The sequence below is a fragment of the Mesorhizobium sp. M0910 genome, from assembly GCF_040319465.1.
Lineage (GTDB): Bacteria > Pseudomonadota > Alphaproteobacteria > Rhizobiales > Rhizobiaceae > Mesorhizobium.
In genome coordinates this window covers 16,475-39,341 of the sequence record NZ_JAMYNZ010000003.1, presented here as the reverse complement: position 1 = coordinate 39,341, position 22,867 = coordinate 16,475, and the positions used below count along the sequence as shown (strand labels likewise).

The following is a 22,867-nucleotide window of genomic DNA, read 5'->3' as shown; positions in this document are numbered from 1 at the left end:
TGATCAGCGGTGGGACGCCTTTGCGCGGATCAGCGCGTCGGCCATGTAGAGGTCCTGCAGGGAGATGCCGGAACTGTCGAAGACCGTGATCTCATTGTCGAAGTGGCGTCCGAGCGCACGCCTTTCAACAACGTCGCCGATTGGTGTTACCGCAAGCACGCCGGCGTCGATTTCGTCGCGCACGTGTTGGAACTCGCCGATCTGGACGGACTGGGAAAGCAGATCACAAAACAGACGTGCCTTGCGAAACAATTCGCTCGGCAATTCGCGTTTGCCCGGAGCATCCGACCCGATGCTGACGATATGGGTTCCGGGTCCCACCCAAGCGGCATCGAACAGCGGTTCGCGTGCGGGTGTCGCCGTCACCACGATGTCGGCCGTGCGCACGGCTTCTTCCGGCAAGGCAGCGCGCGCCTTCAGTCCCCTTTCGCCGATCTGATCGACAAAAGCGTCGCGCCGCGGCGAAGGCCGGGCCACCAGCACTGTTTCGATTGGGCGGATGCGTGCCAGCGCCATCACTTCGAAGCTCGCCTGGTTGCCGGCCCCGAAGATCGCCAGCACCTTGGCTTGCTTGCGCGCAAGAAGATCGGCCGCAACCGCGTCGGCGGCGGCCGTCCTGTAGGCGTTGACCTTCCCGGCCTCGACTACGGCACCGAGCCGACCTGTATGCTGATCGAGCAGCACGATGCTCGAGTTGTGGCGGGGAAGGCCACGTGCCGGGTTGCCCGACCAGAAGGAGCCAATTTTCACGCCGGTCAGCTCGCCCGACGAACCGGATTTGATTGAGAAGGTATTGGTCACCTCCTGTGTGCGCCCGAGAACAGCCGGAAAGACCCAGCTCTGCCGCGATGCTGCCGCCACGAGAGCCTCGCGCGCCGCCTCGAAAGCAAGTTCATGTGTGACGAGGGCGGCTGACTCCTCTTCGCTGATGTAGATCATCCAAAATTCCTCCTGGGCATCGCCGATCGGGCAACCACGAAGCTGCGATTCAAGGTGCCAGGTATTCCTCGCCCGATTTGCGCGATTTGGCATGCCGAGGAACTGCATAAAACGAATAATACCGCTGATTTGAAGGGGCAAAACAGCAGCGAAATCTGTCCGCCGGGCGCGACCCTAAGATCCGACGTCAATCCGACTCTGGATCAACTGACAGCGTTGCACCTTATGGCCTTTGAGCATGACAGAGATATCGTCAGCGCCCCGATCGAGCTGATGGAATTGGAAACCCGCCATTTGCCGGGCGCACTGAAGCTGTCGCAGGAGATGGCCTGGCCCTACCGTCAGGAGGATTGGGAATTTGCCCTGATGGTCGGCAATGGCCTGGTCCTTGAGCGGGCAGGACAGGTGATTGGCACGGCCATGTCCTGGAATTACGGACAGTCCTATGCCTCGGTCGGGATGATCATAGTTACTGGCTCCGCGCAAGGCGGTGGCAACGGCGCCCGGCTCTTTGATGGATTGCTTGAGGCGACACTCGGTCGCAACCTGCTGCTCAACTCAACCGAAGAGGGGCTGGCGCTCTACAAGCGACGCGGCTTCACTGCCTGGGGCACGGTGCTTCAGCACCAGGGCTCGCTGGCTGTCACCGTGACGCGGAGTACCCGCGACGACGTCCGTCAAGCGACAGCCTCTGACCTAGCGGCGATCCAGGCCTTCGACGAACGGGCCACAGGCATGCCCCGGCTGGCGATGGTGGCTGCGCTCGCCGATGTGGGCAACGCATTGGTCATCGAGCGTAGGGGACGGATTGCAGGCTACGCTGTCGCGAGGAGGTTTGGCCGCGGCTATGTCGTCGGCCCTTGTGCAGCCGAGAGCGACCACGACGCGCGGCTTCTGATCCTGGCCCAGCTTTCGAAGCTTCACAATCAATTCGTTCGCATCGACGTCTATGCCGAGGATGGATTGGGCGACTGGCTTGCGAGCCTTGGCCTGCAGCGGTCCGGCACTGCGACCGCCATGGTCAAAGGACAACGACCCGTCGCCGAGGGGCCAGCCCATATGTATGCGTTGGCAAACCAGTCGTTCACTTAGGAAACGAGATTATGAACAAGGTGGCCGCAAACCTGGCAGTGAGCGAGACGGCTAGGACGATCGACGCCTTGGTCACGCCGGCGCTGCTTCTCGACCGTGGGCGGCTCGGACGCAACATTCAGCGCTTGGCTGAGCGCGCCAGGAAGCTTGGCGTGGTGCTGCGCCCGCATATGAAGACGGCCAAGAGCATCGATGTCGCCCGATACCCGCTTCACCGCGAACCCGGACCGATCACGGTCTCGACCATCGCCGAGGCGGAGTATTTCGCGGGCCATGGCTTTCGAGACATGACCTATGCGGTCGGCATCTCGCCGGCCTCGGCCAAGCGGGCCATGGAGCTTTGTCGCCGCACCGGCGCTGGTGTGAAGCTGTTGCTCGATTCGGTCGAGCAGGCCGATGCCCTAGCCAGCGTCCGCGAAGCCACCGGTATGACCCCATCTGTTTTCATCGAACTGGACTGCGATGACCATCGCGGTGGCTTGAGGCCGGACGACCCGAAGTTGCTCGACGTGGCCGGCAGTGTCGTCGCGGCCAGTGCCAAACTCGTCGGCGTTCTCGCCCATGCAGGCGAATCCTATGGCTTGAACACGCCCGATGCGCTGGTCAAGGCAGGCGAGAACGAGCGTTCAGCCACGGTGCGCGCCGCTGAAATCCTGCGCGCCCATGGCCATGCCTGCCCGATCGTCAGCGTCGGCTCGACGCCGACAGCGCATTTCGCCAGCAATCTTGAGGGGGTCACGGAGCTGCGCGCCGGGGTCTACATGTTCTTCGACCTGGTCCAGCACGGCGTTGGGGTGTGCGAACTCGACGACATCGCGATTTCCGTATTGGCCACGGTGATCGGGTCCAAGCCGGAAAAGGGATGGGTGCTGGTCGACGCTGGATGGATGGCGCTTTCGCGCGACCGGGGAACCGCAAACCAGCAGATCGACCAGGGTTACGGCGTGGTCTGCGACGAAAAGGGGCGGGTGCTTGAAGATGTGATCGTGGCCCAGGCCAGCCAGGAACACGGTATCCTCGCCATTCGTGCCGGTTCTGGAAAGTCCATGCCCGAGCTGCCGCTCGGGACTCGGGTCCGGATTCTGCCCAACCATGCGTGTGCGACGGCCGCCCAGCATGATTTCTACAGCGTCGTCAACGGGGCCAGCCCCAAGATTGAAGCACGTTGGGAGCGGATGCGCGGCTGGTAGGCGCGCGACTAGGCTCGGATGTCGCCCCACTCAAATCAACACCGGTGGTCAAGAAAATGAAGTTTACCTCTTACTGGCTGGATACGTCTCAGCCGTTCAATGAAGGGTCGTCCAAACCGCTCGAAGGCCACTACGACGTGGCCATTGTGGGCGGCGGCTTGACCGGCTCCTCCGCCGCGCTGGCCCTTGCCAAAAAGGGCGCCCGGGTTGCCCTGTTGGAGGCCGAAACGATCGGCAATGCCGCGTCCGGCCGCAATGGCGGCATGTGCAACAACGGCTTTGCCCAGAACTATGCAATCATGGCTGGCAAGCACGGCAAGCCTGCCGCAAATGCGCTCTATAAGGCTTTCGACGCCGGCGTCGATATGGTCGAGCGGTTGGTGCAGGAAGAGAAGATCGACTGCAGCTTCTCCCGCGTCGGTAAGCTCAAGCTTGCCGCCAAGCCCGAGCACTACGACATGCTGGCGCGCAGCCAGGAACTACTGGCTGCCAATGTCGATCCCGACACCAGGATGATCGCGCGCGAGGACCTGCGAACCGAAGTCAGCACCAACCGCTACCATGGCGGGCTGCTCTTTCCCAAGAGCGCGGCCATGCATGTCGGCCGGTTCGTCCGGGGCCTCGCGACCGCCGCTGCCCGGCGTGGCGCAGAGGTCCATGAACGCTCGCCCGTCACTGCGATGCGAAAGGTTTCAGGCGGGCATGAGGTAACGACGCCAAAGGGCAAGATCGTCGCGCGGCAGGTCCTGTTGGCAAGCGGCATTTCCCAGGTTGGCCCGCTCGGCTGGATCCGCCGGCGCATGATCCCGGTCGGCGCATTTCTGATCGTGACCGAGCCGCTGTCGCCTTCGCAACTCGAGCGCCTCATGCCGACCCGTCGCAATGTCGTCGACACGCGCAATCTCGTTGTCTACTGGCGGCTCACGCCGGACAATCGCCTTCTGTTCGGCGGGAGGGCGCGCTTTGCCGTGTCCAACCCTCAATCCGACGAAAAAAGCGGCCGGATACTCAAGGCGGCGATGGTCGAGGTCTTTCCGGAACTGGCCGGCACCCGCATCGACTACTGCTGGGGCGGCATGGTCGATATGACCCGCGATCGTCTGCCGCGCGCCGGAGAGCGCGATGGCATCTATTACTCGATGGGCTATAGCGGACACGGGACCCAGATGTCGACGTTGATGGGCACCATCATGGCCGACGTCATGGACGGGCGCCCCGAGCTCAATCCCTGGAAGGATTTCGACTGGCCAGCGATCCCCGGTTATTTCGGGCGCCCCTGGTTCCTGCCGATTGTTGGCGCCTATTACCGCATGAAGGACCTTGTAGGGTGATGACGCCTCTCGAACACCTGGCCCGCAACGGCCACCTGGAGAAGTTCTTCATCGACGGTCAATGGGTTGAGCCGAGCGGCACCGCGACGGGCGTCGTCGTCAATCCCGCCACAGAAGAGGTTGTGAGCCAGTTTCCGCTTGGAAATGGCAAGGACGTTGACGCGGCCGTTGCAGCGGCCCGCCGGGCATTCGCCACCTGGAGTCGGACCACGCCAGAAGACCGCGCGGGTCTGCTCGGTCGCCTGCAAGCGCTGCTCGAGGCGCGCGGCGAACTGCTGGCTCAATGCCTGAGCCTCGAAATGGGCGCGGCGATCGGCTATGCGCGCAGCGCCCAGGTGCCGCTGGCGATCACGCATGTTAAGGTCGCTCGCGATGTGCTGACAGACTTTTGCTTCGTCAAGCAACGGGGGCAAACCGCCGTCACCCACGAACCGATCGGTGTCTGCGCCCTGATCACTCCGTGGAACTGGCCACTTTACCAGATCACCGCCAAGGTTTCGCCGGCGCTCGCTGCAGGCTGCACGATCGTGCTGAAGCCGAGTGAGCTTTCTCCCTTGGACGCCCTGCTATTCGCCGAGGCAATCGAGGAAGCCGGCTTCCCTGCCGGGGTTTTCAACCTCGTGCAAGGTGATGGTCCAGGCGTGGGTATGGGTCTCGCCTCCCATCCGGATGTCGACATGATCTCCATTACCGGGTCCACCCGCGCGGGCATTGCGGTGGCCCAGGCGGCAGCGACGACTGTCAAGCGCGTCGCGCAGGAGCTGGGCGGCAAGTCGCCCAACGTGATCCTGCCGGACGCAGATCTCGATCGCGCCGTTTCTCTGGGCGTATCCGCCGCCTTCCGCAATCTCGGCCAGTCATGCAGCGCCCCGACGCGCATGATCGTGCCACGCCCGCGGCTCTCCGAGATCGAGGCAATCGCCAAAAGGGCCGCAGCCCAGATTGTCATTGGCGATCCTCTTTGCGAAGCCACTACTCATGGTGCAATCGCAAACCGTGCCCAATTCGACCGCATCCAAACCATGATCGGCGTCGGCATTTCTGAGGGCGCCAGGCTCCTCACCGGTGGACCGGGCCGTGCGCACGATCTGAACGTCGGGTTCTATGTGAGGCCGACCATCTTTTCCGACGTGCGCACGACCATGCGCATTGCCCAGGACGAGGTCTTCGGGCCAGTTCTCTGCATCATCCCTTACGACACAATCGAGGAAGCCGTCACCATCGCCAACGACACGGTCTACGGTCTGGGGGCTCATGTGCAGGGCCAGGATGTGGACGCCGTCAGGGACGTGGCCTCGCGGATCCGCTCCGGCCAGGTACATCTCAACTACCCGGCCTGGGATCCGCACGCCCCGTTTGGCGGTTTCAAGCGGTCCGGAAACGGACGTGAATATGGGATCGAGGGCATGTTGGAGTATCTCGAGGTAAAATCCATCCTCGGCTATTTCTAGGCGACATCTTCGCCCAACGCAGGGGCGCCCGTGGGCCGAGCCGAGCTCCTGGACCGGCTCGCGTACGTACCTGGCAATTTGACATGGCTCTGCAGCGCTAGCCATCTGAGAAACCGGTCGAGGCCGCTAGCCAGGCTTGGTCGATCCCAAATGCCGTCGAAATTAGAGATGTCTGGCCGTAGCGGTTCAGCCGATCGAGTGTGTACGTTTTCGTACATCGAATTGGAACACAACCATGGATAGAGTACCATCACTATGGGCAGCTATGGGGAGGGTTGGATGAGTAAGGTGCAGAGGGTCAGTCCGGTAGTAGAGCAGGCAATCGCCGCAGTCCTCAATAGGGAGGATCGTGGTGACACCATCTCGGTCACGGCGACATTAAACGCAGCACGGCAAGCCGCCCCTTATCTGGTCGCATCCGACGAAGAGCTGACCGAGGCGATCGTCGAGGCAGCAACTGCCCTGGGCCTGTCCGTGGCTTTCGACGGTCGGAAATAGCGTCGGCTCACAGGGTGGCTAAGAGTCGGAAAGTTGGTGTCGTGCTTAGGAGCCCTCCTAAGAGGAGGTAACTATCACCCGCAACACTTTCTTGCTCGGTCCCTGGTCACGCATGCTGCGAACCCACGCGATGACCCGTGCGTGCTCGTCCGCCATAGCCGCGTCGAACCTGCTGTCGCCGCTGAAAAGGCACGGTGCATTTGCGCAGAGCTCGTCGTCCCGGAATCATTGCTGAGGTACTGGGCAGTGTTGGCCATCCCGGCTCCGATCAAGAGCCCTGCGCGCCAGCCAGCCCACCAAGGTTGCCGCGACCGCCCACGACGTCGTAGAGGCTATGGTCGGCGGTCAAAAATTGGTGGAGAAGAATATATGCCAGAGCACCTGAAACTCGTCTCGACTGCCAAGTCGCATGGCGGTGCCCAGCACGTTTACTCTCATCTGTCGACGAGCTGCTCGTGCGAAATGACGTTTGCCATTTTCGTGCCTCCGCAGGCGCGGGAAAGGCGTTGCCCCGTGGTGTGGTACCTCTCCGGACTCACCTGCACCCATGCGAATGTAATGGAAAAAGGCGAATACAGACGTATTGCCGCCAAACTTGGCTTCATCGTCGTGTGTCCCGACACCAGCCCGCGTGGTGCCGACATTCCAGATGAAAAGGACAATTGGCAGTTCGGCACCGGCGCCGGTTTCTACCTCGACGCCACGCAAGAGCCGTATGCCAAGAACTATCGCATGTATTCCTATATCGTCGAGGAACTGCCAGCCGTAATCGGGCGCGAATTTCCCGCCGATATGGCGCGCCAGTCGATCTTCGGCCATTCGATGGGCGGGCATGGCGCGCTGACGATCGCACTGAAAAATCCCGCGCGTTTCAGAAGTTGCTCGGCCTTCGCGCCGATCGTGCAACCAAGCACAGCCGGCTGGTCGAAGCCGGCTTTCCAAAAATATCTCGGCCTGGATGAGGCCTCGTGGCGGCGCTACGATGCCACTTCGCTCATCGAGGACGGATACCGTTTCCCGGAATTCCTCGTCGATCAGGGGACGTCAGACGGTTTCCTCAAGGAGGGCCTCAGGCCTTGGCTGCTCGAAGACGCGTGCTCCAAAGCAGGCATTCCGTTGAAATTGCGGATGCAGGATGACTACGATCACTCCTATTTTTTCATTTCGACATTCATGCAGGACCATATGACGTGGCATGCCGAACGGCTTTCACGAGGCTAAGTCCGTAGGAATAGGTCGGCAGTCAGGCCGGCTCGGTGACGACGCCGATACGCCGGTAGACGAACAGTTCGTCCTTCGAAGGAACCGTCGCAGCGCGCTGGGCTTCGTCGATCAGCATTGCCATGCGCGCATGGATCGGCGATTTCGCGCAAGCCGGGTCCGTCACGGCGGCGTCGCCGGCGATTGCCATCGCCTGGCAGCGGCAGCCGCCCCAGTCGATCTCGCGCCGCTCACAGTTGCGGCAGGGCTCCTGCATCCAGTCCGTGCCTCGAAAGGCATTAAATGCCGGGGAATCGGTCCAGATCGCGGCCAGGCTGCGAGGTCCAAAACGCTCGAAGCTGAGCGACGGGATGGTCTGGGCGGCATGGCATGGCAGTACGGTGCCGTCTGGCGTCACCATGAAGGCGTCGCGCGCCCAGCCGCCCATGCACGGCTTGGGATAGATGGCGAAATAATCCGGCGTGACGAAATCGATGTTCATGATGCCGGTGAGCCGTTCGCGCGCCTCCGCGACGATCTCCGCCTGCCGATCGACGGCAGCACGCTCGGGCATCAGCTGATCGCGATTGGTCAGCGCCCAGCCGGCGTACTGCACGTTGGCTATCTCGAGACGCTCCGCATCCAGCGAAAGGGCCAGATCGATGAATTCCGGTACCTCCTCGATATTGTGGCGATGGATCGGCGCGTTGATGGTAAGCGGCAAGCCGGCCGCGCGGGCGCGGCGTGCCGTTTCCAGCTTCTTTTCGTGGCTGCCCCTGTGATTGCCGATGCGCTCGGTGGTCGCCGGCCGTGCGCCTTGAAAGCTCAGTTGCAGATGGTCGAGCCCGGCTTCGGCAAATGCCTCGATACGGCCATCCGCAATGCCGACGCCGGCGGTGATCAGGTTGGTGTAGACGCCACGCGCCGAAAGCCCGGCGATCAATTGCTCAAGATCGCGACGCAGCGTCGGTTCACCGCCAGACAGATGCACCTGGAGAACGCCAAGATCGGCCGCCTGCGAGAACAAGTCGAGCCAGCTCTGCGTGTCGAGTTCGCGATTGGCCTTCAGCAATTCGAGCGGGTTGGAGCAATAGGGGCATTGCAGCGGGCAGCGATGCGTCAGTTCCGCCAGCATGCCGATCGGGGGGAGAGGGGGCTCGCTCATAGCTTCACCAGCAGCTTGTCCGACCATTCCTGCAGGAAGGCAATGACATCGGCCGCCACAGCCTCCTGTTCCGCATCATAATCTGCGGCAAGGCCGGCAACGATGTGGCCGACCGTGGACCGCCCATCGCAGCGGCGCAATATGTCGAGGCTGATGTCGTTTGGCCAGAACACCTTTTCAGGCGAAAGCACGGCGAACCCCTGGCGCACGGGGTCATACTGTATGCGCACGTGCTTCGGCAGCGATGGAACCGACTGCGGCGACACCATGGCTCTTTCGCGCAGTGCCATCATGGGGCCTCCGGACGGAAGGCGCCGGGCGGGATATTGCCCGGCTCGCCATAGGCGTGTTGAAGCGCGTCGAGCATGGCCCAGAGTATATCGCATTTGAACACGAGTGCATCGATCGCCCGCTGCTGGCGTTCCGCCGTGTCGGCATGTTCGAGCACATAGGCAAGAGCGAAGTCGGCGTCGCGTGAGGCCTGTTCGGGCCGTCGGCTGAAATAGGCCAGCGTATCCTCGGTGATGTAATCGTATCTGGCCAGCATCGCGGGTACCCGCTCGCCGATGATGAGCGGCGAGAACATCTCGGTCAGCGACGACGCGACCGCCTCCAGCAGGGTCCGGTTCGTGCAAAAGGAGAGGTAAGCGCCAACCGCAAAACGTGTCGCCGGCAGGGCCAGCCTCTCGCTCTTCACCGCGTCGGCATCCAGACCGAGCGAGGTCGCCAGGTGCAACCAGCGCGCAATACCGCCGCTCCAGCCGTCCTCGCCGTCATGATCCTCGATGCGTTTGCGCCAGGCGGCGCGAAACGCCGGATCCTCGGCATGCGCGAGGATCATGGCATCCTTGCGCGGAATGACAGCCTGATAGCAATAGCGGTTCAGCGCCCAGGCCTGCATCTCGGTCCTCGACAGCGCACCGGTGGTCATCCTGTGATGGAAAGGATGGCGGTTGTGATAGCGCTCGGCACCGACTTGCCGCAGCACGGCTTCGAGCTCTCCGGAGGACAGGCCGTTGCTGGCTGCGTGGTGGAAATCACTCAAAGGTCCATCTCCATCCCGTCGCGGGCCACTTCCCAGCCCGCCGCTTCGACTGCTGCATGCTCGGCAGAATTCTCGTCCAGAACAGGATTGGTGTTGTTGATATGGACGAAGACGCGGCGGCCGATCCTCACATCGGCCAAGCCGGCGATCGACCCCGCGTCTCCCGACATTGCCAGATGCCCCATGCGGGCACCGGTCTTTTCGCCGACGCCGGCAGCAATCATCTCGTCGTCGGTGAAGACCGTGCCGTCGAACAGAAGGCATGCGGCATCGGCTAGACGCGTGCGCAGGGTCGCATCGATGCGGGCGCAGGCGGGGATGTAGAAGACGGAGCCGCGACTGCCGGCACCGGCGATACGGACGCCGATCGTGTCGCCAGCGTCAGAGCTGAAATTCGCATCCGGCTGACCTCTTTCTTCGAGATAGAGGGCTATCTTCCCGGGCACGGGAAAGCTCTCGACAGCCACCCCGGTGTCGTGGCCGTCTGCGTCGCAGATCGCCAGTTCTTGCGCCGGCGGCAAGATGCGTCGCGGCACGAGCGCCGGATCGAGGACATTGAAAATCGAATTCGCCTCCAGCGTCGCCAGAACCTGTGTCGTTGCATAGATAGCGAAAGGCTGCCGCTCACGCAGGCTGAGCAGGCCGGCGACATGATCGACATCGGCATTGGTCAGCACCACCGCGCGAATGGGCGTCGAGCGCAGCGGCGCATCGTGCGCGGGCTGCAATTCAGGCGTTGCCGCGATCTGCTGGCGAATGTCGGGTGAGGCGTTGAACAGAACCCAGCCGACCCCATCCGCCGACGCGGCGACACTTGATTGGGTTCGCGAATACACGCCAGCCATCCCGGTGCGAGCCGCACGGCTCAGACGATAATTGCAGTTCCATTGCGGAAAGCCACCGCCGGCCGCCGATCCGATGATTCTCAAGCGCATGAAAACGCCCGCCTCGCGGCTTCTCTGACCAGCAGCCAATTTGCAGCCGCGAAAAACGTCCCGCTCGCTTTGCGTGCCTCAAAATCTTTCACGAAAATCCCATGCGGCAAGGGGATGCGTGCCCCTGTTGCCAGGGACACGCACCTCTGCGGCCTACTTCTTGGGAGTAATCTCAGCAGGCAGATACCGCGAAATTTCAAAGCCCGCAGCAACCTGACACATGGTCGGTTTTGTCCAGCTCTTCTTCATAACATTTCTCCTCTTCTACCAGCCCGAAGGGGCCGATCCGGTGGTTAGCCAACCATTGCAGGGCACCGAGGCAATGGCTCGTCCATCACGTCTCAAATGGACAAATGAAACACAAGGTTTTGAAAGGCCGAAAAACAAAACGATCGAAAGTAGCCGTAGTCTTTCTCTTCAATTTTTCATCGCGCAGGTTTGTCCTCCTCCTCACCCATCCCGACTATTGCGTAATCCGATTGTCGTGCTCGTCAATCAGCGGCACATTGTAACCCAGCAGGAGCTTGGTGATCTCCGCCTGGTTCTCCCTGATCACCCGGTTGAGCGTCCGCTTCCATTCCTGGTCGGACGGACGTACGCCCATGGTGATGCGGTAGGACATGCGCGAGCCTTTTTTTTCCTTCAGCAGCGGAACAATGGTGACATCGGCTCCGAGTTCCCTGGCATAGTAACCTGCCATCGGCCCCCACAGGACCGCCGCGTCAATCTTGCCGGCGAGCATGTCCTTGATCATGACCTCTCCCATAGAAGGAGTGACACGCGTATCCACCGCGAGTGGATAGATCTTGGCGGTCCGCAGAAGCTTGTTGGCGGCCATGTTGGCGGTTGGCGGCGTGCTTTCGACGACGCCGATTCTCTTGCCTGAAAGTTTCGGGTCTTCGATCGTCTCGATGCCTTCCATGCCGTTGCCTTTGGGGTATACGAGCACATAGGCGGAGCGATAGTAGGCGTTGGTGTTCTGCACCAGTTCGTCGCCTTGGGCGTAGCCCATGATGATGTCGCATCGGTTGGCCCCCAGCGTGTTGCGCACAAAGCCGGTGACAGTGGGAAACCATGTGTAGGCGACTGATTTCCGCCCCGTCTTCTTGGCAACCAGTTCAGCCAGCTTGTTTTCGAAGCCTTGGCCGTTCTTGTCGGTAAAGGGCATATTCGAGGGATCGGCGCAGACGCGCAGAATGTTGGGATCCACCAGTTCGCCCGCAGCGCCAAGCCCGGCATTTTGCGCCAGAACGTTCGATGGCAGCAAGGCGAGCGCGCCGAGGATCGGCAGAACGACGCGCAGCTTCGATGTAGTGCAGCCGGTCATATCATCCACCCATGCAGGATGCTTCGGCATCCTTGGCTGCCTGAGCCTTGTTTTCGTGCTTGGGCGGCCTGCCGCGGGGTGCCGCGCCATCGGCGCGCGCGCGCAGATAGACGTAAAGGTCGTCCAGGTAACAGTAGACGTTCTTGTTGTCGCCAAAGGCAGGCATGACGTTTTCCTTGCCGCCGCCGACATTCTTGCGGCCCTCGGCGACGATCGAGAGGAACGTGGCGTAATCCATGGTTTTCAGACTATTGACCAGGGCAGGCGCATAACTCGAACCCGTTGCGTCCTGTCCGTGACAGACATGGCAATCGGAGTGATACCGGCGGTACCCGCTGAACGTGTACCAATCGACGGTTCCGTTTTCGATCTTGTAGGTCGGATTTCCGTCCGCATCTAGATATTTGCCTCCTTCTTGCTTCACCGCCTTGGCTTTTTCCATGCTGTCTTCGGCCCGTGCCAGACTTGAGCTGGCCAGAGGCAGCAGGATCAGGGCGAGAGCGGAAACTGCAATGCGAACGATCATTCAGACTCTTCCTTCATTGGCCAGGGACACTGGCTGCCGTCGTGCTCGGCATTGATCGGTGCTTGGGTGCGCGGCGCAATCGAGAGCCCGGTTCCCGGCTTTCGGGTGACCCGGGCTCTCTTTTCGAACCTAGTCGTAAGGCTCTTCCCGGTTATCAGTCCGGGAGGCCGAAGACGGTGAGCTGGCCGCCCAGTGTCGTATAGTCGGCAAGTGCCGCGTAACCGCCGACGGCACCCAGACCGGCGGTTCCAACCACTGCGGCCTGGTCGCCCTGCGCACGGCCCTGATCAACGGCGCCATGCCAGGCAGCGGCGTTGTCGGGCGAAAGCAGCCCACCTGCCAGACCGATACCGGCCCATCCCCCCACGCCGGACAGAACGGCGATGTACTGCTTGCCGTCATGCTCGTAGGTCGTGATGTTGCCGATGATGCCGGAGGGGGTCTTGAACTTGTAGAGTTCCTTGCCGTCCTTATCGACCGCCTTGATGTAGCCTTCGAGGGTACCATAGAAGACGACGTCGCCATCTGTCGCCAATGCGCCCGACCACACCGAGAACTGCTCGGGCTTCGACCAGACGATCTCACCCTTGGCTGCATCCCAGGCAATGAAGTTGCCCATGTTGCCGTCACCGCCGGGCGCCGCATACATCGACACGGTGGCGCCCACATAGGGCTGACCGGCGGTGTAGCTCACTTTGTAAGGCTCATAGTCCATGCAGACATGGTTGGTCGGCACGTAGAACAACCCGGTCTTCGGCGAGTAGGCGGCCGGCTGCTGGTCCTTGGTTCCAAGCGCGGCCGGGCAGATACCGGTCGAGTTGGTGTCTTCGCCGTTCTGCTGGGTCGAATACTTGGCGACGACCTGCGGGCGGCCGTACTGGTCGCTCTTGGGATCCATGTTGACTTCCGTCGCCCAGTTCACTGCCGGATCGTATTTTTTGGCAACGAGAAGTTCGCCGGTAGCGCGATCCATTGTGTAGGCAAAGCCGTTGCGGTCGAAATGCACCAGCACGTCGTGCTTGGCGCCGTTGACCTCCATGCCATCGACGAGAATCATCTCGTTGATGCCGTCATAGTCCCACTCGTCATGCGGGGTCATCTGGTAGAGCCATTTGGCAACACCGGTATCGGCGTCGCGAGCCATGATTGTCATGGACCAGCGATTGTCGCCTGGGCGCTGGACCGGGTTCCACGTCGAGGGATTGCCGGTGCCGTAATAGACCAGGTTCAGCTTGGGATCATAGGAATACCATCCCCATGTCGTGCCGCCGCCCGTCTTCCACTGTTCGCCTTCCCAGGTGTTGGTGCCGGAATCCTTTCCGACGGGCTTGCCGAGATGGGTCGTCTTCTCGGCGTCGAGAAGGGTGTCTGCATCAGGACCTTCCGAATAGGCTTTCCAGGCAAGCTTGCCGTCTTTCAGATTGTAGGCGGCCAGCCAGCCGCGAACACCGAATTCAGCACCGGAGACGCCCACGAGCACCTTGTCCTTGATGACTACGGGTGCCGACGTGCCGGATTCGCCCTTTCCGCCGTCGGTCTGGTCGCCGTTCTTGACAGACCAGACGACCTTGCCGGTCTTGGCATCGAGCGCGACGACGGTGGTGTCGGCCTGGTTGAGAATGATCTTGCCGTCGCCATAGGCGACACCGCGATTGACCGTGTCGCAGCACATGATCGGAATGACGTTCGAGTCCTGCTTGGGCTCGTATTTCCACAGGATCTTGCCGTCGTTCTTGAGGTCGAGAGCATAGACGTTGTTTGGGAAAGGCGTGTGGACATACATCACATCGCCGATGATCAGCGGCCCGCCTTCGTGACCGCGCAGCACGCCGGTGGAAAAGCTCCATTTGACCTGCAGGTTCTTTACATTGTCCGCAGTGATTTGGTTGAGTTTGGAATAGCGGGTGTTGGCGTAGTCACCCGTCTGCATCGCCCAGTTCTTCGCATCCGATGCGAGCTTTGCAAGGTCTTCATTGGCCGAAGCCGTATAAGCAGCGCCGAGCGACAAAAAAGCCGCGGTCGTCAGTATGTAGGTAGTTTTCGCAAGTACACGCATCCGAAACCCTCCCGAGGTTCACAGTGACGAATCGACCGTCAAGCCCACAAGGGGCCTGCCCAAGCGATTCATGTGGGGAAGTAATTTCCGGCAGCTGTCACGACCTACCCCGACAAGCAGAGGGCACCGTTATTGCCCGCCCCACTTGGCCTTCGAAAGACTGCCACCGCTCCCTGACAATGGCGCTCTTGAAGCCGGAAACAGGGAAAAAGCTATGTCATCGCAAAAGGCGAAGCAAGCAAAAACCCTGAAGTGATGTTGCGGTGCAATATCGACTATGGTGCATGGCAATATAAAGATGCAAACAAGAGAAGTATCCTGAGTGGCACTATTGCGAGAATGACTGCCAGCGGCCGACATATATAATATCCATATTGTTATTGTATTATTGGCGCGATTCGTGTTGGAATTTATTTCCATGTAATTTACAAGGGCGCTTCTGGGTAAGTATGCGTGCGTCTGGTTGGTTGCCGATAGTGGGCGAGGCATGAAATGACCGCTGGAAGCGGGGTGCGCAGCGGGCCGTGAATCCACCTTTTGCCGGTCGACAGGGCATTCCTCCTTTGGTCCTATAAGCAGGCCATGGGAGCTTGACCGGCTTTGCGGTACGTCGCCAATTGGGGCGATGATCCTGTCCGGATACATTGTGTCCAGACCAACTGGAGGTTCCCTCATGATCAGATCTGTTGGGTCTTTTATCCTACCGCTGGTCTTTTCGGCGACACTGGCCTTTGCGAACCCGGCTAGCGCCGCGGGAGACTACCCGACGGCAACGATTGCCGATTACGTGCTCGGCTGCATGCAAACAAATGGCCAGACACGTCAGGCGCTTGAAAGCTGTTCCTGCTCGATCGATGTTATCGCCTCGATCCTCCCCTACGATCACTATGAGAGGGCGGAGACCTTCAAAAGTATGTCGTTGACGACAGGGGAGGCGGCAGGGTTGTTTCGCGAAAGCGCGCCAGCGAAGGCGGCGCGGGCGGACCTGAAACGCGCGCAGGCTGAAGCCGACGTACGTTGCTTTTAGTCAGGCGGAACAGGCACGCGTGGCGGTGCCTCACAGTGCCGCCATTTCTATTGGCCATTGGCTGCGAAATACCTTGCAATCCGCATTCGAGCCGTAAGGCGATCAGGCCGCGCCCGGAAATTTTTGGTGGAACGACAGCAAAAGGTCGCTCATCACCTGTGGGTTGCGATGTTGCCGCGGAAAGCCTACGTCGAACATGCCGAGCACATGGGCTGGGCGCTGCGCAAGCACGATGATGCGGTCCGACAGCATCAGTGCCTCGCGCAGATTGTGCGTTACCATCAAGGCGGTCGTGGGCCGCGCCGACCACACGGTCAAAAGCAGGCGCCGAAGCCGCTCGGCGGTCTGTTCGTCGAGGGAGGCAAAGGGTTCGTCCAGGAAAAGCACCGCCGGTTCGGCGGCGAAGGCCCTGGCAAGCGCTGCCCTGCGCGCAAGGCCGAGCGAAAGCTCCGCCGGATAGAGCGAGCGCATGCCGGCGAGTCCGAGTATGTCAAACAGCTCGTCGAGACTCTTCGCTCTTAGGCTTTTCGGCAGCGCCAGCCTGACATTCTGCTCTACGGTCCGCCACGGCAGCAAAACCGGCTCCTGGAACACGGCGGCGATGCGGTTCGAGCCGCCTTGCGGCAGTTGGAAAGAGCCGGAAAAGTCTTTGTCCAGTCCAAGCAGGATGCGCAACGTCGTGGTCTTGCCGCAGCCCGACGGCCCGAGCAGACAAGCGAATTCGCCCTGCCGGACCTCGAAGGACAGACCCTGAAGCGCCATGATCGAGACGCCTTGCGCGGACCTGAAAGTCTTTTCCGCGATGTCGACCCTAAGCGGGACGACCGCGCCAACGGGTTGCATGTCGTTCAATGGGCTGCACCAGGAGAAGTTCGATGACAAGCATCACCGCCACGAAAGCCAGCGTGTAGGCAAGGATGGCGGCGACGTCGAAGAGCTGAAAATAGAGATAGATCTGGAAGCCGACACCATTGGAACGGCCGAGCAGTTCCACCACCAGGACGATCTTCCAGATGAGGGCGATGCCGGACCGCGAGGCAGCGGCAAAATAGGGCTGCAGTTGCGGCAGCAGGACATGGCGGATGCGCTCGAGTGGGCCGAAGCGGTAGACGGCGGCCATTTCGCCATAACGCGGATCAAACGCTCTGGCGCCTTCACGCATCGTCACCACGACGTTCGGGATCTTGTTCACGGCAACTGCGCCAATCGCCGCCGCCTCGTTGAGGCCGAACCAAATATAGGCGAGCACGATGACCACCAGCGCGGGAATGTTGAGAAACAGGACCACCCACGGACTGAAGAACCGGTCCGCACTGCGGTAGCTGCCGAGGATGACGCCGATGACCGAGCCGATAACCATTGCGACGACATACGCCGCGGCAACCCGTCCGAGCGTCGCGCCTAGGTGATAAAAAAGGTCGCCGCTCGCCGCTTCCCTAAGCAGCACCTGCCAGACCTGCCCTGGTGGGGGGAAAGCACGGCTTTGCCACAGATTGGCCGCGAGGCTCCACAGCAGGCAAAGTCCCAGCAGGGAAACCGTTACCGTCAGCGCTGGTGTCAGCGCCGTCGCAAAGGCGGATCGACCCGACTTGTCTTCCGTTGGAGTCATTTCGCGAGTTCCGGCCAGAACGTGCCGGGCGCCATCTCGGGCGCCCTGCCAACCAGCTTCTCGCCACCTATCGCGGCCAGCACGTGATAGAGTTTGCCCGCATCGCCCGCTTCTTCGGCGACCGGCCGTCTGGGGATGCCCTGGCGATAGCGGTCGCGCAGTTTTTCCAGCTCCTTGCCTTCTGCGTGAATGAGCGGCGCCAGGCGCAGCCATTCATCATCCGATCTGGCCAGCAACTCCTTGGCTTGCTTGGAGGCGTTGACGAAGCCTCGGGCGGCATCCGGATTGTCGTTCGCCCATTGGTCGTGGAAGACGTAGCCGAGCGCCGATACGGGGCCCGAGGCACCAAGCGCTTTCGCCGCATCATCGGCGCCGATCAACCGACGAAAGCCGTTGGCCTCGAGCCGGGCGCAGAAATGCCAGAAATTGAGTACTGCATCGAGTTCGCCCTGCATCGCCTTTTCAGAAATCAGCGGCGGCGCGCCAAAGACGACGTCACAGGCTGCCGGCAGGTCGACGCCGTGATCGCGTCTGGCCAGCGCCTGGACCAGTAGCCAGCTCTTGTCGAGCGGCCCGCCGGCGACACCGATTTTCTTTTCCTTGAGGTCGGCGACCGTCCGGATCGGCGATTCCTCCTTCACCATGATTGCCCCCACGGCGGTCGAATAAGGGGCCAATGTAAGGTCGCCGCCCTCGGAGCGCTGGCGCGAGACCCACAGCCAGTCGGTCACGATCATGTCGATCGCGCCGGCGAGCAGCGCGACGTTGGTCGCATCCTCCCCGGCGAAGTAGACAATTTCCAGATCGATCCCGTTGGCCTCGTCGAGCTTGTGGCGTTTCAGCGTGTCGAGTTCCCAGCTCACGGTGCCGAACTTCAGGACACCAATTCGGACCTTAGCGGCGGCAAAGACGGCAACCGGCTTCGAGGCGAGGATGGCGGCTGTCCCCACAGCAGCCAAGCGCAGCGTCGCGCGCCGCGAAATCATCATGGCGTCTCTCCCTTTCAGGGCCGTCGACGAACCAGGAATGCCGATCAGATCGCTCGTTCCTTGCTCGGAAAGGCACATTTCCAGCGCACGACCTTGAGCCTCGGATGTTCCTGAGACCATTTTGCGATCTCGGCGGGAGCCAGGAACATGCATTGGAACAGAGAGCCGCGGCTCTCGAAATAGAGATGCTCATCTCGGCAATTGCCCGGATTGGCGCTAAGGCACACCGTTAATATGAGATCGACCATGTCCATTTGGCACTTAGCGTCGCCTGCGCGGCGAACTCTCCAGAGTTCGTCCTTTGAAGTTGCAGCGGATTCCTGAAGGTGCCCAAACAGCAAACCGGTTGGAGTGAGGCTACGCGTTCGGCCAATAGGCGTCAATGATGTGAACCGCGTGTCGCTACGCACTTCCCTTTCGCGCAGTCGGGAAACGAAACAGGACCTTTGTACGATTGACTTCCTTCATCGGCAGTCTAGCTTTTCGAGGCGTGCAGGTGCTGCCAGTCCGGGGAGGAAGGAGAATAGTTCGCTCTCCCGCACAAAAATGGATGCCGGCGGCCAAGGCATCGACACGCGTAAATTATCCAGGGCACTCACACGACCAATGAGGAAATGCCATGCGCGCAGTCGCGTTTTTCACCGCCGTGTCCGTTGCCACCTTTGTCACTACCCAGTCTCAGGCCCAGGATGCGGCGGCGGGTGAGAAGGTCTTCGCCAAATGCAAGGTCTGCCACGTCGCAGACAAGGACCAGAACAAGGTCGGTCCGTCGTTGAACGGCGTCATCGGCCGAACGGCCGGGACGCATCCGGGGTTCAGCTATTCCAAGGCCATGACCGAGGCCGGCAAGTCGGGCGTCAAATGGGACGAAGCCACACTGACGACCTACCTTCGCGATCCCAAGGCGATGGTCAAAGGAACGAAGATGGCGTTTGTCGGCCTCAAGAAAGACGAGGACATCGCCAATGTCATTGCCTACCTGAAGCAATTCTCCAAATAACGCGGTACCGCCGGCCATTTGGACTGCGCCCGGCCGGCGTTGGCCTGGGCTTTGCGCTTGGGCTCACGCAGCGTCTTGCAGCGTCTGCATCGCGGACGGCAGATCGAACAGGCTGTCGCAAACGAGGTCGGCGCCAAGCTCTTCAACGGGAATTTGGCTGTATCCGCCACGCAGCAGAATGACTGCCATGCCGGCCGCGCGGGCGGCGGCCACGTCGGCGCTGCTGTCTCCGACCATCAGCGTGTCACGAGGTTCGACCTGAAGCTGGTCGAGCGCCAGCAACAGCGCATCTGGCGCCGGCTTCAAGTATGTCACCGCGTCTCCGCCGACGATCGCGCCGAGATAGTCCGTCAGCCCAAAATGCAGCAGGATTTCGCGAGCCGCCAACTGCGGCTTGTTGGTCACCACGCCCATGGCTATTCCGCTCAAATGCAAGTGCGTGAGAACCTCCCTTACGCCAGGCATCAGCCTCGTGCGGCCGGTCAGATGCCTGCGATAGATCGGCGCCATGTCGCGGTTGGCCTCTTCGAACGCGCTGCCGAGGAGCGGCGTGCCGGAAGTCGCGAAGGCTCGTTCGACCAGTTTCCTGATGCCGCCGCCGATCATGGCCTTGACCTGATCCAGGCGCAGCGGCGGCAGATCGCGGCCGGCAAGCAATTCGTTGACGGCCGCCGTTATATCAGGCGCCGAATCGACCAGCGTACCGTCGAGATCGAACAGGATCGCCTTGGGCGATCGAAACGGCCTGCCTGCGCCGACGTTCATGCAGCATCCTTCCACTTGATCGAACAGCCGATCGAAGCGATCTGGTCCAGCGGTCCGTCGCCGGTTCGGGCAACCTGCTTCATCGCCTCGAACAGATCGCGCCTGAGCCCAGGCGGTCCAACGTCGCGTCGCGACGCGTCAAGCCGGCCGCGATATTGCAGCGTCAACTCATTGTTGAGCCCGAAGAAATCCGGAGTGCAAACGGCTCCGTAGGCACGCGCCACCCTCTGGTGCTCGTCGTGGAGGTAGGGGAAAGTGAAGCCGTTCGTCCTGGCGAAAAATTTCATGTTGTCGAAGGAATCATCAGGGTAGGCGTCGGCATCGTTGGAGTTGATCGCGACAAAGCCGATGCCTTCTGCCTTGAGGTCGTTGGCATCGCGCACCATGCGCGGAATCACCGCCCCCACATAGGGGCAGTGGTTGCAGATGAATGCCACCACCAAGCCGTTCGGGCCGGCGTGGCTGAAGATGGAATGCGATTTGCCGTCGACGCCGGGCAAAACGAAATCGACGGCTTGCCAGCCGAAATCACAGACAGGTGGGATTGCCCCCATGTTGCCCTCCGATGAGATGGTTCTACGCGGCTTTCTGGAGCGCCCCGTCGGCCGCCTGCCTGATGGCGCCGATATTGGCACGATAGGTAGCCTCGGTGCCACCCTTGAAGATGGCCGAGCCGGCGACCAGCACATTGGCGCCGGCCGCGGTGACCAGCGGAGCGCTCTCGGGCGTGACGCCGCCGTCGATCTCGATGTCGATCGGACGTTGGCCGATCAGCGCCTTGACCCGCCTGACCTTGTCGACGACAGCCGAAATGAATGCCTGGCCGCCGAATCCCGGATTGACCGTCATCAGAAGCACAAGATCGAGCCGGTCAAGCACATATTCGATCACGCTTTCCGGCGTTGACGGGTTCAGCGACACGCCGGCCTTCTTGCCGAGATTCCTGATTGCCTGCAGCGAACGGTCGAGATGCGGCCCGGCCTCGGCGTGCACCGTGATGATGTCGCAGCCGGCATCAGCGAAGGCGGCGAGATAGGCGTCGGCCGGGGCGATCATCAGGTGGCAGTCGAAGATCTTGTCCGTTCGATCACGGATCGCCTTGACCACCGGCGGACCGAACGTGATGTTGGGCACGAAATGGCCATCCATCACGTCGAGATGGATCCAGTCGGCACCCGCCCGGACGACCGCTTCAACCTCGTCGCCGAGCCGCGAGAAGTCCGCGGAAAGCACCGAGGGCGCGATGATTGTCTTGGTACCCATGGTCGTCGGCTCCCGCTCTGTCGTCCGTTTCCGGTCACTGCACACCAACTGCCGTCATCTTGTCAGCGCGCCTTCGTCTCCGGTTCACCTTCGAGCTTACCTTCCGCGAATACGCGGCTGCCACGAATATCGGATTCCTCGATGGTGATAAGATCGGTTTTCGTCAACGCCCGGTCGCGCGACGCGAAAAGCCGGTTAGCCTGGCGAAGCCGCGCCCGGTCGAGCCCATTGCGGACCGAGCGGGCGTTGGAGAAATGCGGCAGCCGCATGCGGATCGGGAGATACTCTTCGAGCGCCTTGGCCGCCGCTTCGCTGAGACGGTAATTCTGTTCCGCCAGCATGATCTCGGCGATCGATTTGAGTTCGCTGACGCCGTAGTCGGGAAAATCGAGGTGATGGGCAATGCGCGAGCGCATACCGGGATTGCTGTCGAAGAAGCGGTCCATCTTGTCCTTGTAGCCTGCAAGAATCACAACCAGATCGTCACGGTTGTTTTCCATGCACTGCAGCAGGATTTCGATCGATTCCTGACCGTAGTCGCGCTCGTTTTCCGGCTTGTAGAGATAGTAGGCCTCGTCGATGAAAAGCACCCCGCCCATGGCCCGCTTGATCACTTCGCGGGTTTTGGGCGCGGTGTGGCCCACATATTGGCCGACGAGATCGTCGCGCGTCACCGCGACCATGTGCCCTTCGCGGACATAGCCGAGACGATGCAGGATGTCTGCCATTCTGAGCGCCACGGTGGTCTTTCCGGTACCGGGATTGCCCGTAAAGTTCATGTGCAGCGTCGGCGCGCCCGAGGTCAGGCCGAACTTGCGGCGAAGCCGGTCGACCAGAAGCAGCGCCGCGATCTCGCGGATGCGGGTCTTGATGGGTTTTAGGCCAACGAGTTCGCGGTCGAGCTTATCCATCACCTCGTCGATGTTGGATGCCTCGAACTCGGCCTGCAGATCAACCGATTCGCCCTGCGCGGCAGCGCGCTCTGCTATCGCGTCCAGCATGGTTTCGCCTAGCTCCGCTCGCCTTCGGGCCTGTCGGTCGCATAAGGCACGATCGAATAGCCCTGGCTGCGGCCGTCACGCTCCTGGCGCAGCAGCCGGAAGCCGGGTTCATTGGGTGGCCGGTTGACGATGAATGACATGCGCGGCGCTTCCCAGCCCTTAGTCGAATCGAAGGCAGTGACCCGTACATACATTTTGGGCATGGCTTTCCGGCAATTGTTGACTTCAAGCAGGATGCCCGCCGGGTCCCTCAGGTCGAACATCGGGTTGCCGTACATTTCCCAATAGGTGTTTCGCGGATGCGGATCGTCCGTGTATTCGACGCTGACCGCCCAGTGGTTTTTCAGCGCGTATTTGATCTGCGCCGAAATCTGCTCATCGGTTAGCTCGGGCAGGAACGAAAACTGTCCCTGCGTGACCTTGTTTCCCGGATTGGTCATCATGGCGACGGTTCCTTT

Annotated in this window: 24 protein-coding genes; 8 read left to right on the top strand and 16 right to left on the bottom strand. The window is 61.2% G+C overall.

Annotation, left to right across the window (positions count from 1 at the left end):
* Positions 1-3: 3 nt before the first annotated feature.
* Positions 4-939 carry an ornithine cyclodeaminase family protein gene (locus NKH78_RS07855; protein WP_352882598.1) on the bottom strand — a complete coding sequence of 312 codons (936 nt, stop codon included), beginning with the start codon at positions 937-939 and terminating at the stop codon, positions 4-6.
* Between the two features lie 54 nt (positions 940-993).
* On the opposite strand from NKH78_RS07855, the gene NKH78_RS07850 reads away from it, so the two are divergent.
* The 6 genes from NKH78_RS07850 (at position 994) to fghA (ending at position 7,722) form a co-directional block, all read left to right on the top strand.
* Positions 994-2,031: a GNAT family N-acetyltransferase gene (locus tag NKH78_RS07850; RefSeq protein ID WP_352507729.1), complete on the top strand. Its 1,038-nt coding sequence runs from the start codon at positions 994-996 to the stop codon at positions 2,029-2,031.
* Positions 2,032-2,042: 11 nt separating this feature from the next.
* Positions 2,043-3,221 carry an alanine racemase gene (locus NKH78_RS07845; RefSeq protein WP_352507730.1) on the top strand — a complete coding sequence of 393 codons (1,179 nt, stop codon included), beginning with the start codon at positions 2,043-2,045 and terminating at the stop codon, positions 3,219-3,221.
* Positions 3,222-3,277: 56 nt separating this feature from the next.
* Positions 3,278-4,552: an NAD(P)/FAD-dependent oxidoreductase gene (locus NKH78_RS07840; protein WP_352507731.1), complete on the top strand. Its 1,275-nt coding sequence runs from the start codon at positions 3,278-3,280 to the stop codon at positions 4,550-4,552.
* Entirely contained in the window at positions 4,549-6,003 is a 1,455-nt protein-coding gene (locus NKH78_RS07835; protein ID WP_352507732.1) for an aldehyde dehydrogenase family protein, read from the top strand. The genes NKH78_RS07840 and NKH78_RS07835 overlap by 4 nt, the downstream gene beginning before the upstream one ends.
* 279 nt (positions 6,004-6,282) lie before the next feature.
* Entirely contained in the window at positions 6,283-6,501 is a 219-nt protein-coding gene (locus tag NKH78_RS07830) for a hypothetical protein (protein ID WP_352507733.1), read from the top strand.
* A gap of 369 nt (positions 6,502-6,870) precedes the next feature.
* Complete coding sequence (fghA, locus tag NKH78_RS07825; RefSeq protein ID WP_352507768.1) at positions 6,871-7,722, top strand: S-formylglutathione hydrolase; 852 nt, start codon at positions 6,871-6,873, stop codon at positions 7,720-7,722.
* Between the two features lie 22 nt (positions 7,723-7,744).
* Here the strand turns inward: fghA and pqqE are convergent, their stop codons facing one another.
* From pqqE to NKH78_RS07790, 7 genes are all read right to left on the bottom strand, one after another.
* Positions 7,745-8,866, bottom strand: a complete 1,122-nt coding sequence (gene pqqE / locus NKH78_RS07820; RefSeq protein WP_352507735.1) for a pyrroloquinoline quinone biosynthesis protein PqqE — start codon at positions 8,864-8,866, stop codon at positions 7,745-7,747.
* Positions 8,863-9,159: a pyrroloquinoline quinone biosynthesis peptide chaperone PqqD gene (gene pqqD / locus NKH78_RS07815; protein WP_352507736.1), complete on the bottom strand. Its 297-nt coding sequence runs from the start codon at positions 9,157-9,159 to the stop codon at positions 8,863-8,865. The genes pqqE and pqqD overlap by 4 nt, the downstream gene beginning before the upstream one ends.
* Entirely contained in the window at positions 9,156-9,911 is a 756-nt protein-coding gene (gene pqqC, locus NKH78_RS07810) for a pyrroloquinoline-quinone synthase PqqC (protein WP_352507737.1), read from the bottom strand. Before pqqC ends, pqqD begins: the two co-directional genes overlap by 4 nt.
* On the bottom strand, positions 9,908-10,846 hold the full coding sequence (pqqB, locus tag NKH78_RS07805; RefSeq protein ID WP_352507738.1) for a pyrroloquinoline quinone biosynthesis protein PqqB: 939 nt from the start codon (positions 10,844-10,846) through the stop codon (positions 9,908-9,910). Before pqqB ends, pqqC begins: the two co-directional genes overlap by 4 nt.
* Positions 10,847-11,309: 463 nt before the next feature.
* The gene (locus tag NKH78_RS07800; RefSeq protein WP_352507739.1) at positions 11,310-12,173 is read right to left on the bottom strand and encodes a substrate-binding domain-containing protein; all 864 of its coding nucleotides are present in this window, start codon (positions 12,171-12,173) and stop codon (positions 11,310-11,312) included.
* A gap of 1 nt (position 12,174) precedes the next feature.
* The gene (locus NKH78_RS07795; protein ID WP_352507740.1) at positions 12,175-12,699 is read right to left on the bottom strand and encodes a c-type cytochrome, methanol metabolism-related; all 525 of its coding nucleotides are present in this window, start codon (positions 12,697-12,699) and stop codon (positions 12,175-12,177) included.
* A 154-nt stretch (positions 12,700-12,853) separates the two neighbouring features.
* Positions 12,854-14,755, bottom strand: coding sequence for a methanol/ethanol family PQQ-dependent dehydrogenase (locus NKH78_RS07790; protein ID WP_352507741.1), 1,902 nt, complete (start codon positions 14,753-14,755; stop codon positions 12,854-12,856).
* A 673-nt stretch (positions 14,756-15,428) separates the two neighbouring features.
* Here NKH78_RS07790 and NKH78_RS07785 point away from each other — a divergent pair.
* Positions 15,429-15,782 carry a hypothetical protein gene (locus tag NKH78_RS07785; protein ID WP_352777398.1) on the top strand — a complete coding sequence of 118 codons (354 nt, stop codon included), beginning with the start codon at positions 15,429-15,431 and terminating at the stop codon, positions 15,780-15,782.
* Between the two features lie 102 nt (positions 15,783-15,884).
* On the opposite strand, the gene NKH78_RS07780 is transcribed toward NKH78_RS07785, so the two are convergent.
* From NKH78_RS07780 to NKH78_RS07770, 3 genes are read right to left on the bottom strand one after another with little or no spacing between them, the layout of a single operon-like run.
* The gene (locus NKH78_RS07780) at positions 15,885-16,625 is read right to left on the bottom strand and encodes an ABC transporter ATP-binding protein (protein WP_352777440.1); all 741 of its coding nucleotides are present in this window, start codon (positions 16,623-16,625) and stop codon (positions 15,885-15,887) included.
* Positions 16,594-17,391 carry an ABC transporter permease gene (locus NKH78_RS07775; protein WP_352777400.1) on the bottom strand — a complete coding sequence of 266 codons (798 nt, stop codon included), beginning with the start codon at positions 17,389-17,391 and terminating at the stop codon, positions 16,594-16,596. Before NKH78_RS07775 ends, NKH78_RS07780 begins: the two co-directional genes overlap by 32 nt.
* A complete protein-coding gene (locus NKH78_RS07770) occupies positions 17,388-18,380 on the bottom strand; it encodes an ABC transporter substrate-binding protein (protein ID WP_352777402.1) in 993 nt (330 codons plus the stop codon). The genes NKH78_RS07775 and NKH78_RS07770 overlap by 4 nt, the downstream gene beginning before the upstream one ends.
* Before the next feature lie 619 nt (positions 18,381-18,999).
* Between NKH78_RS07770 and NKH78_RS07765 the strand changes: the two genes are divergently transcribed.
* Complete coding sequence (locus tag NKH78_RS07765; RefSeq protein ID WP_352507745.1) at positions 19,000-19,380, top strand: c-type cytochrome; 381 nt, start codon at positions 19,000-19,002, stop codon at positions 19,378-19,380.
* 63 nt (positions 19,381-19,443) lie between these two features.
* Here NKH78_RS07765 and gph read toward each other — a convergent pair whose 3' ends face one another.
* The 5 genes from gph to NKH78_RS07740 form a co-directional block, all read right to left on the bottom strand.
* Positions 19,444-20,145, bottom strand: coding sequence for a phosphoglycolate phosphatase (gene gph / locus NKH78_RS07760; RefSeq protein WP_352777404.1), 702 nt, complete (start codon positions 20,143-20,145; stop codon positions 19,444-19,446).
* On the bottom strand, positions 20,142-20,699 hold the full coding sequence (locus NKH78_RS07755; RefSeq protein ID WP_352777405.1) for a thioredoxin family protein: 558 nt from the start codon (positions 20,697-20,699) through the stop codon (positions 20,142-20,144). Before NKH78_RS07755 ends, gph begins: the two co-directional genes overlap by 4 nt.
* Before the next feature lie 22 nt (positions 20,700-20,721).
* On the bottom strand, positions 20,722-21,408 hold the full coding sequence (rpe, locus tag NKH78_RS07750) for a ribulose-phosphate 3-epimerase (RefSeq protein ID WP_352882592.1): 687 nt from the start codon (positions 21,406-21,408) through the stop codon (positions 20,722-20,724).
* A 62-nt stretch (positions 21,409-21,470) separates the two neighbouring features.
* The gene (gene cbbX, locus NKH78_RS07745; protein ID WP_352739124.1) at positions 21,471-22,409 is read right to left on the bottom strand and encodes a CbbX protein; all 939 of its coding nucleotides are present in this window, start codon (positions 22,407-22,409) and stop codon (positions 21,471-21,473) included.
* A gap of 8 nt (positions 22,410-22,417) precedes the next feature.
* The gene (locus NKH78_RS07740) at positions 22,418-22,852 is read right to left on the bottom strand and encodes a ribulose bisphosphate carboxylase small subunit (protein WP_352692466.1); all 435 of its coding nucleotides are present in this window, start codon (positions 22,850-22,852) and stop codon (positions 22,418-22,420) included.
* Between the last annotated feature and the right edge of the window lie 15 nt (positions 22,853-22,867).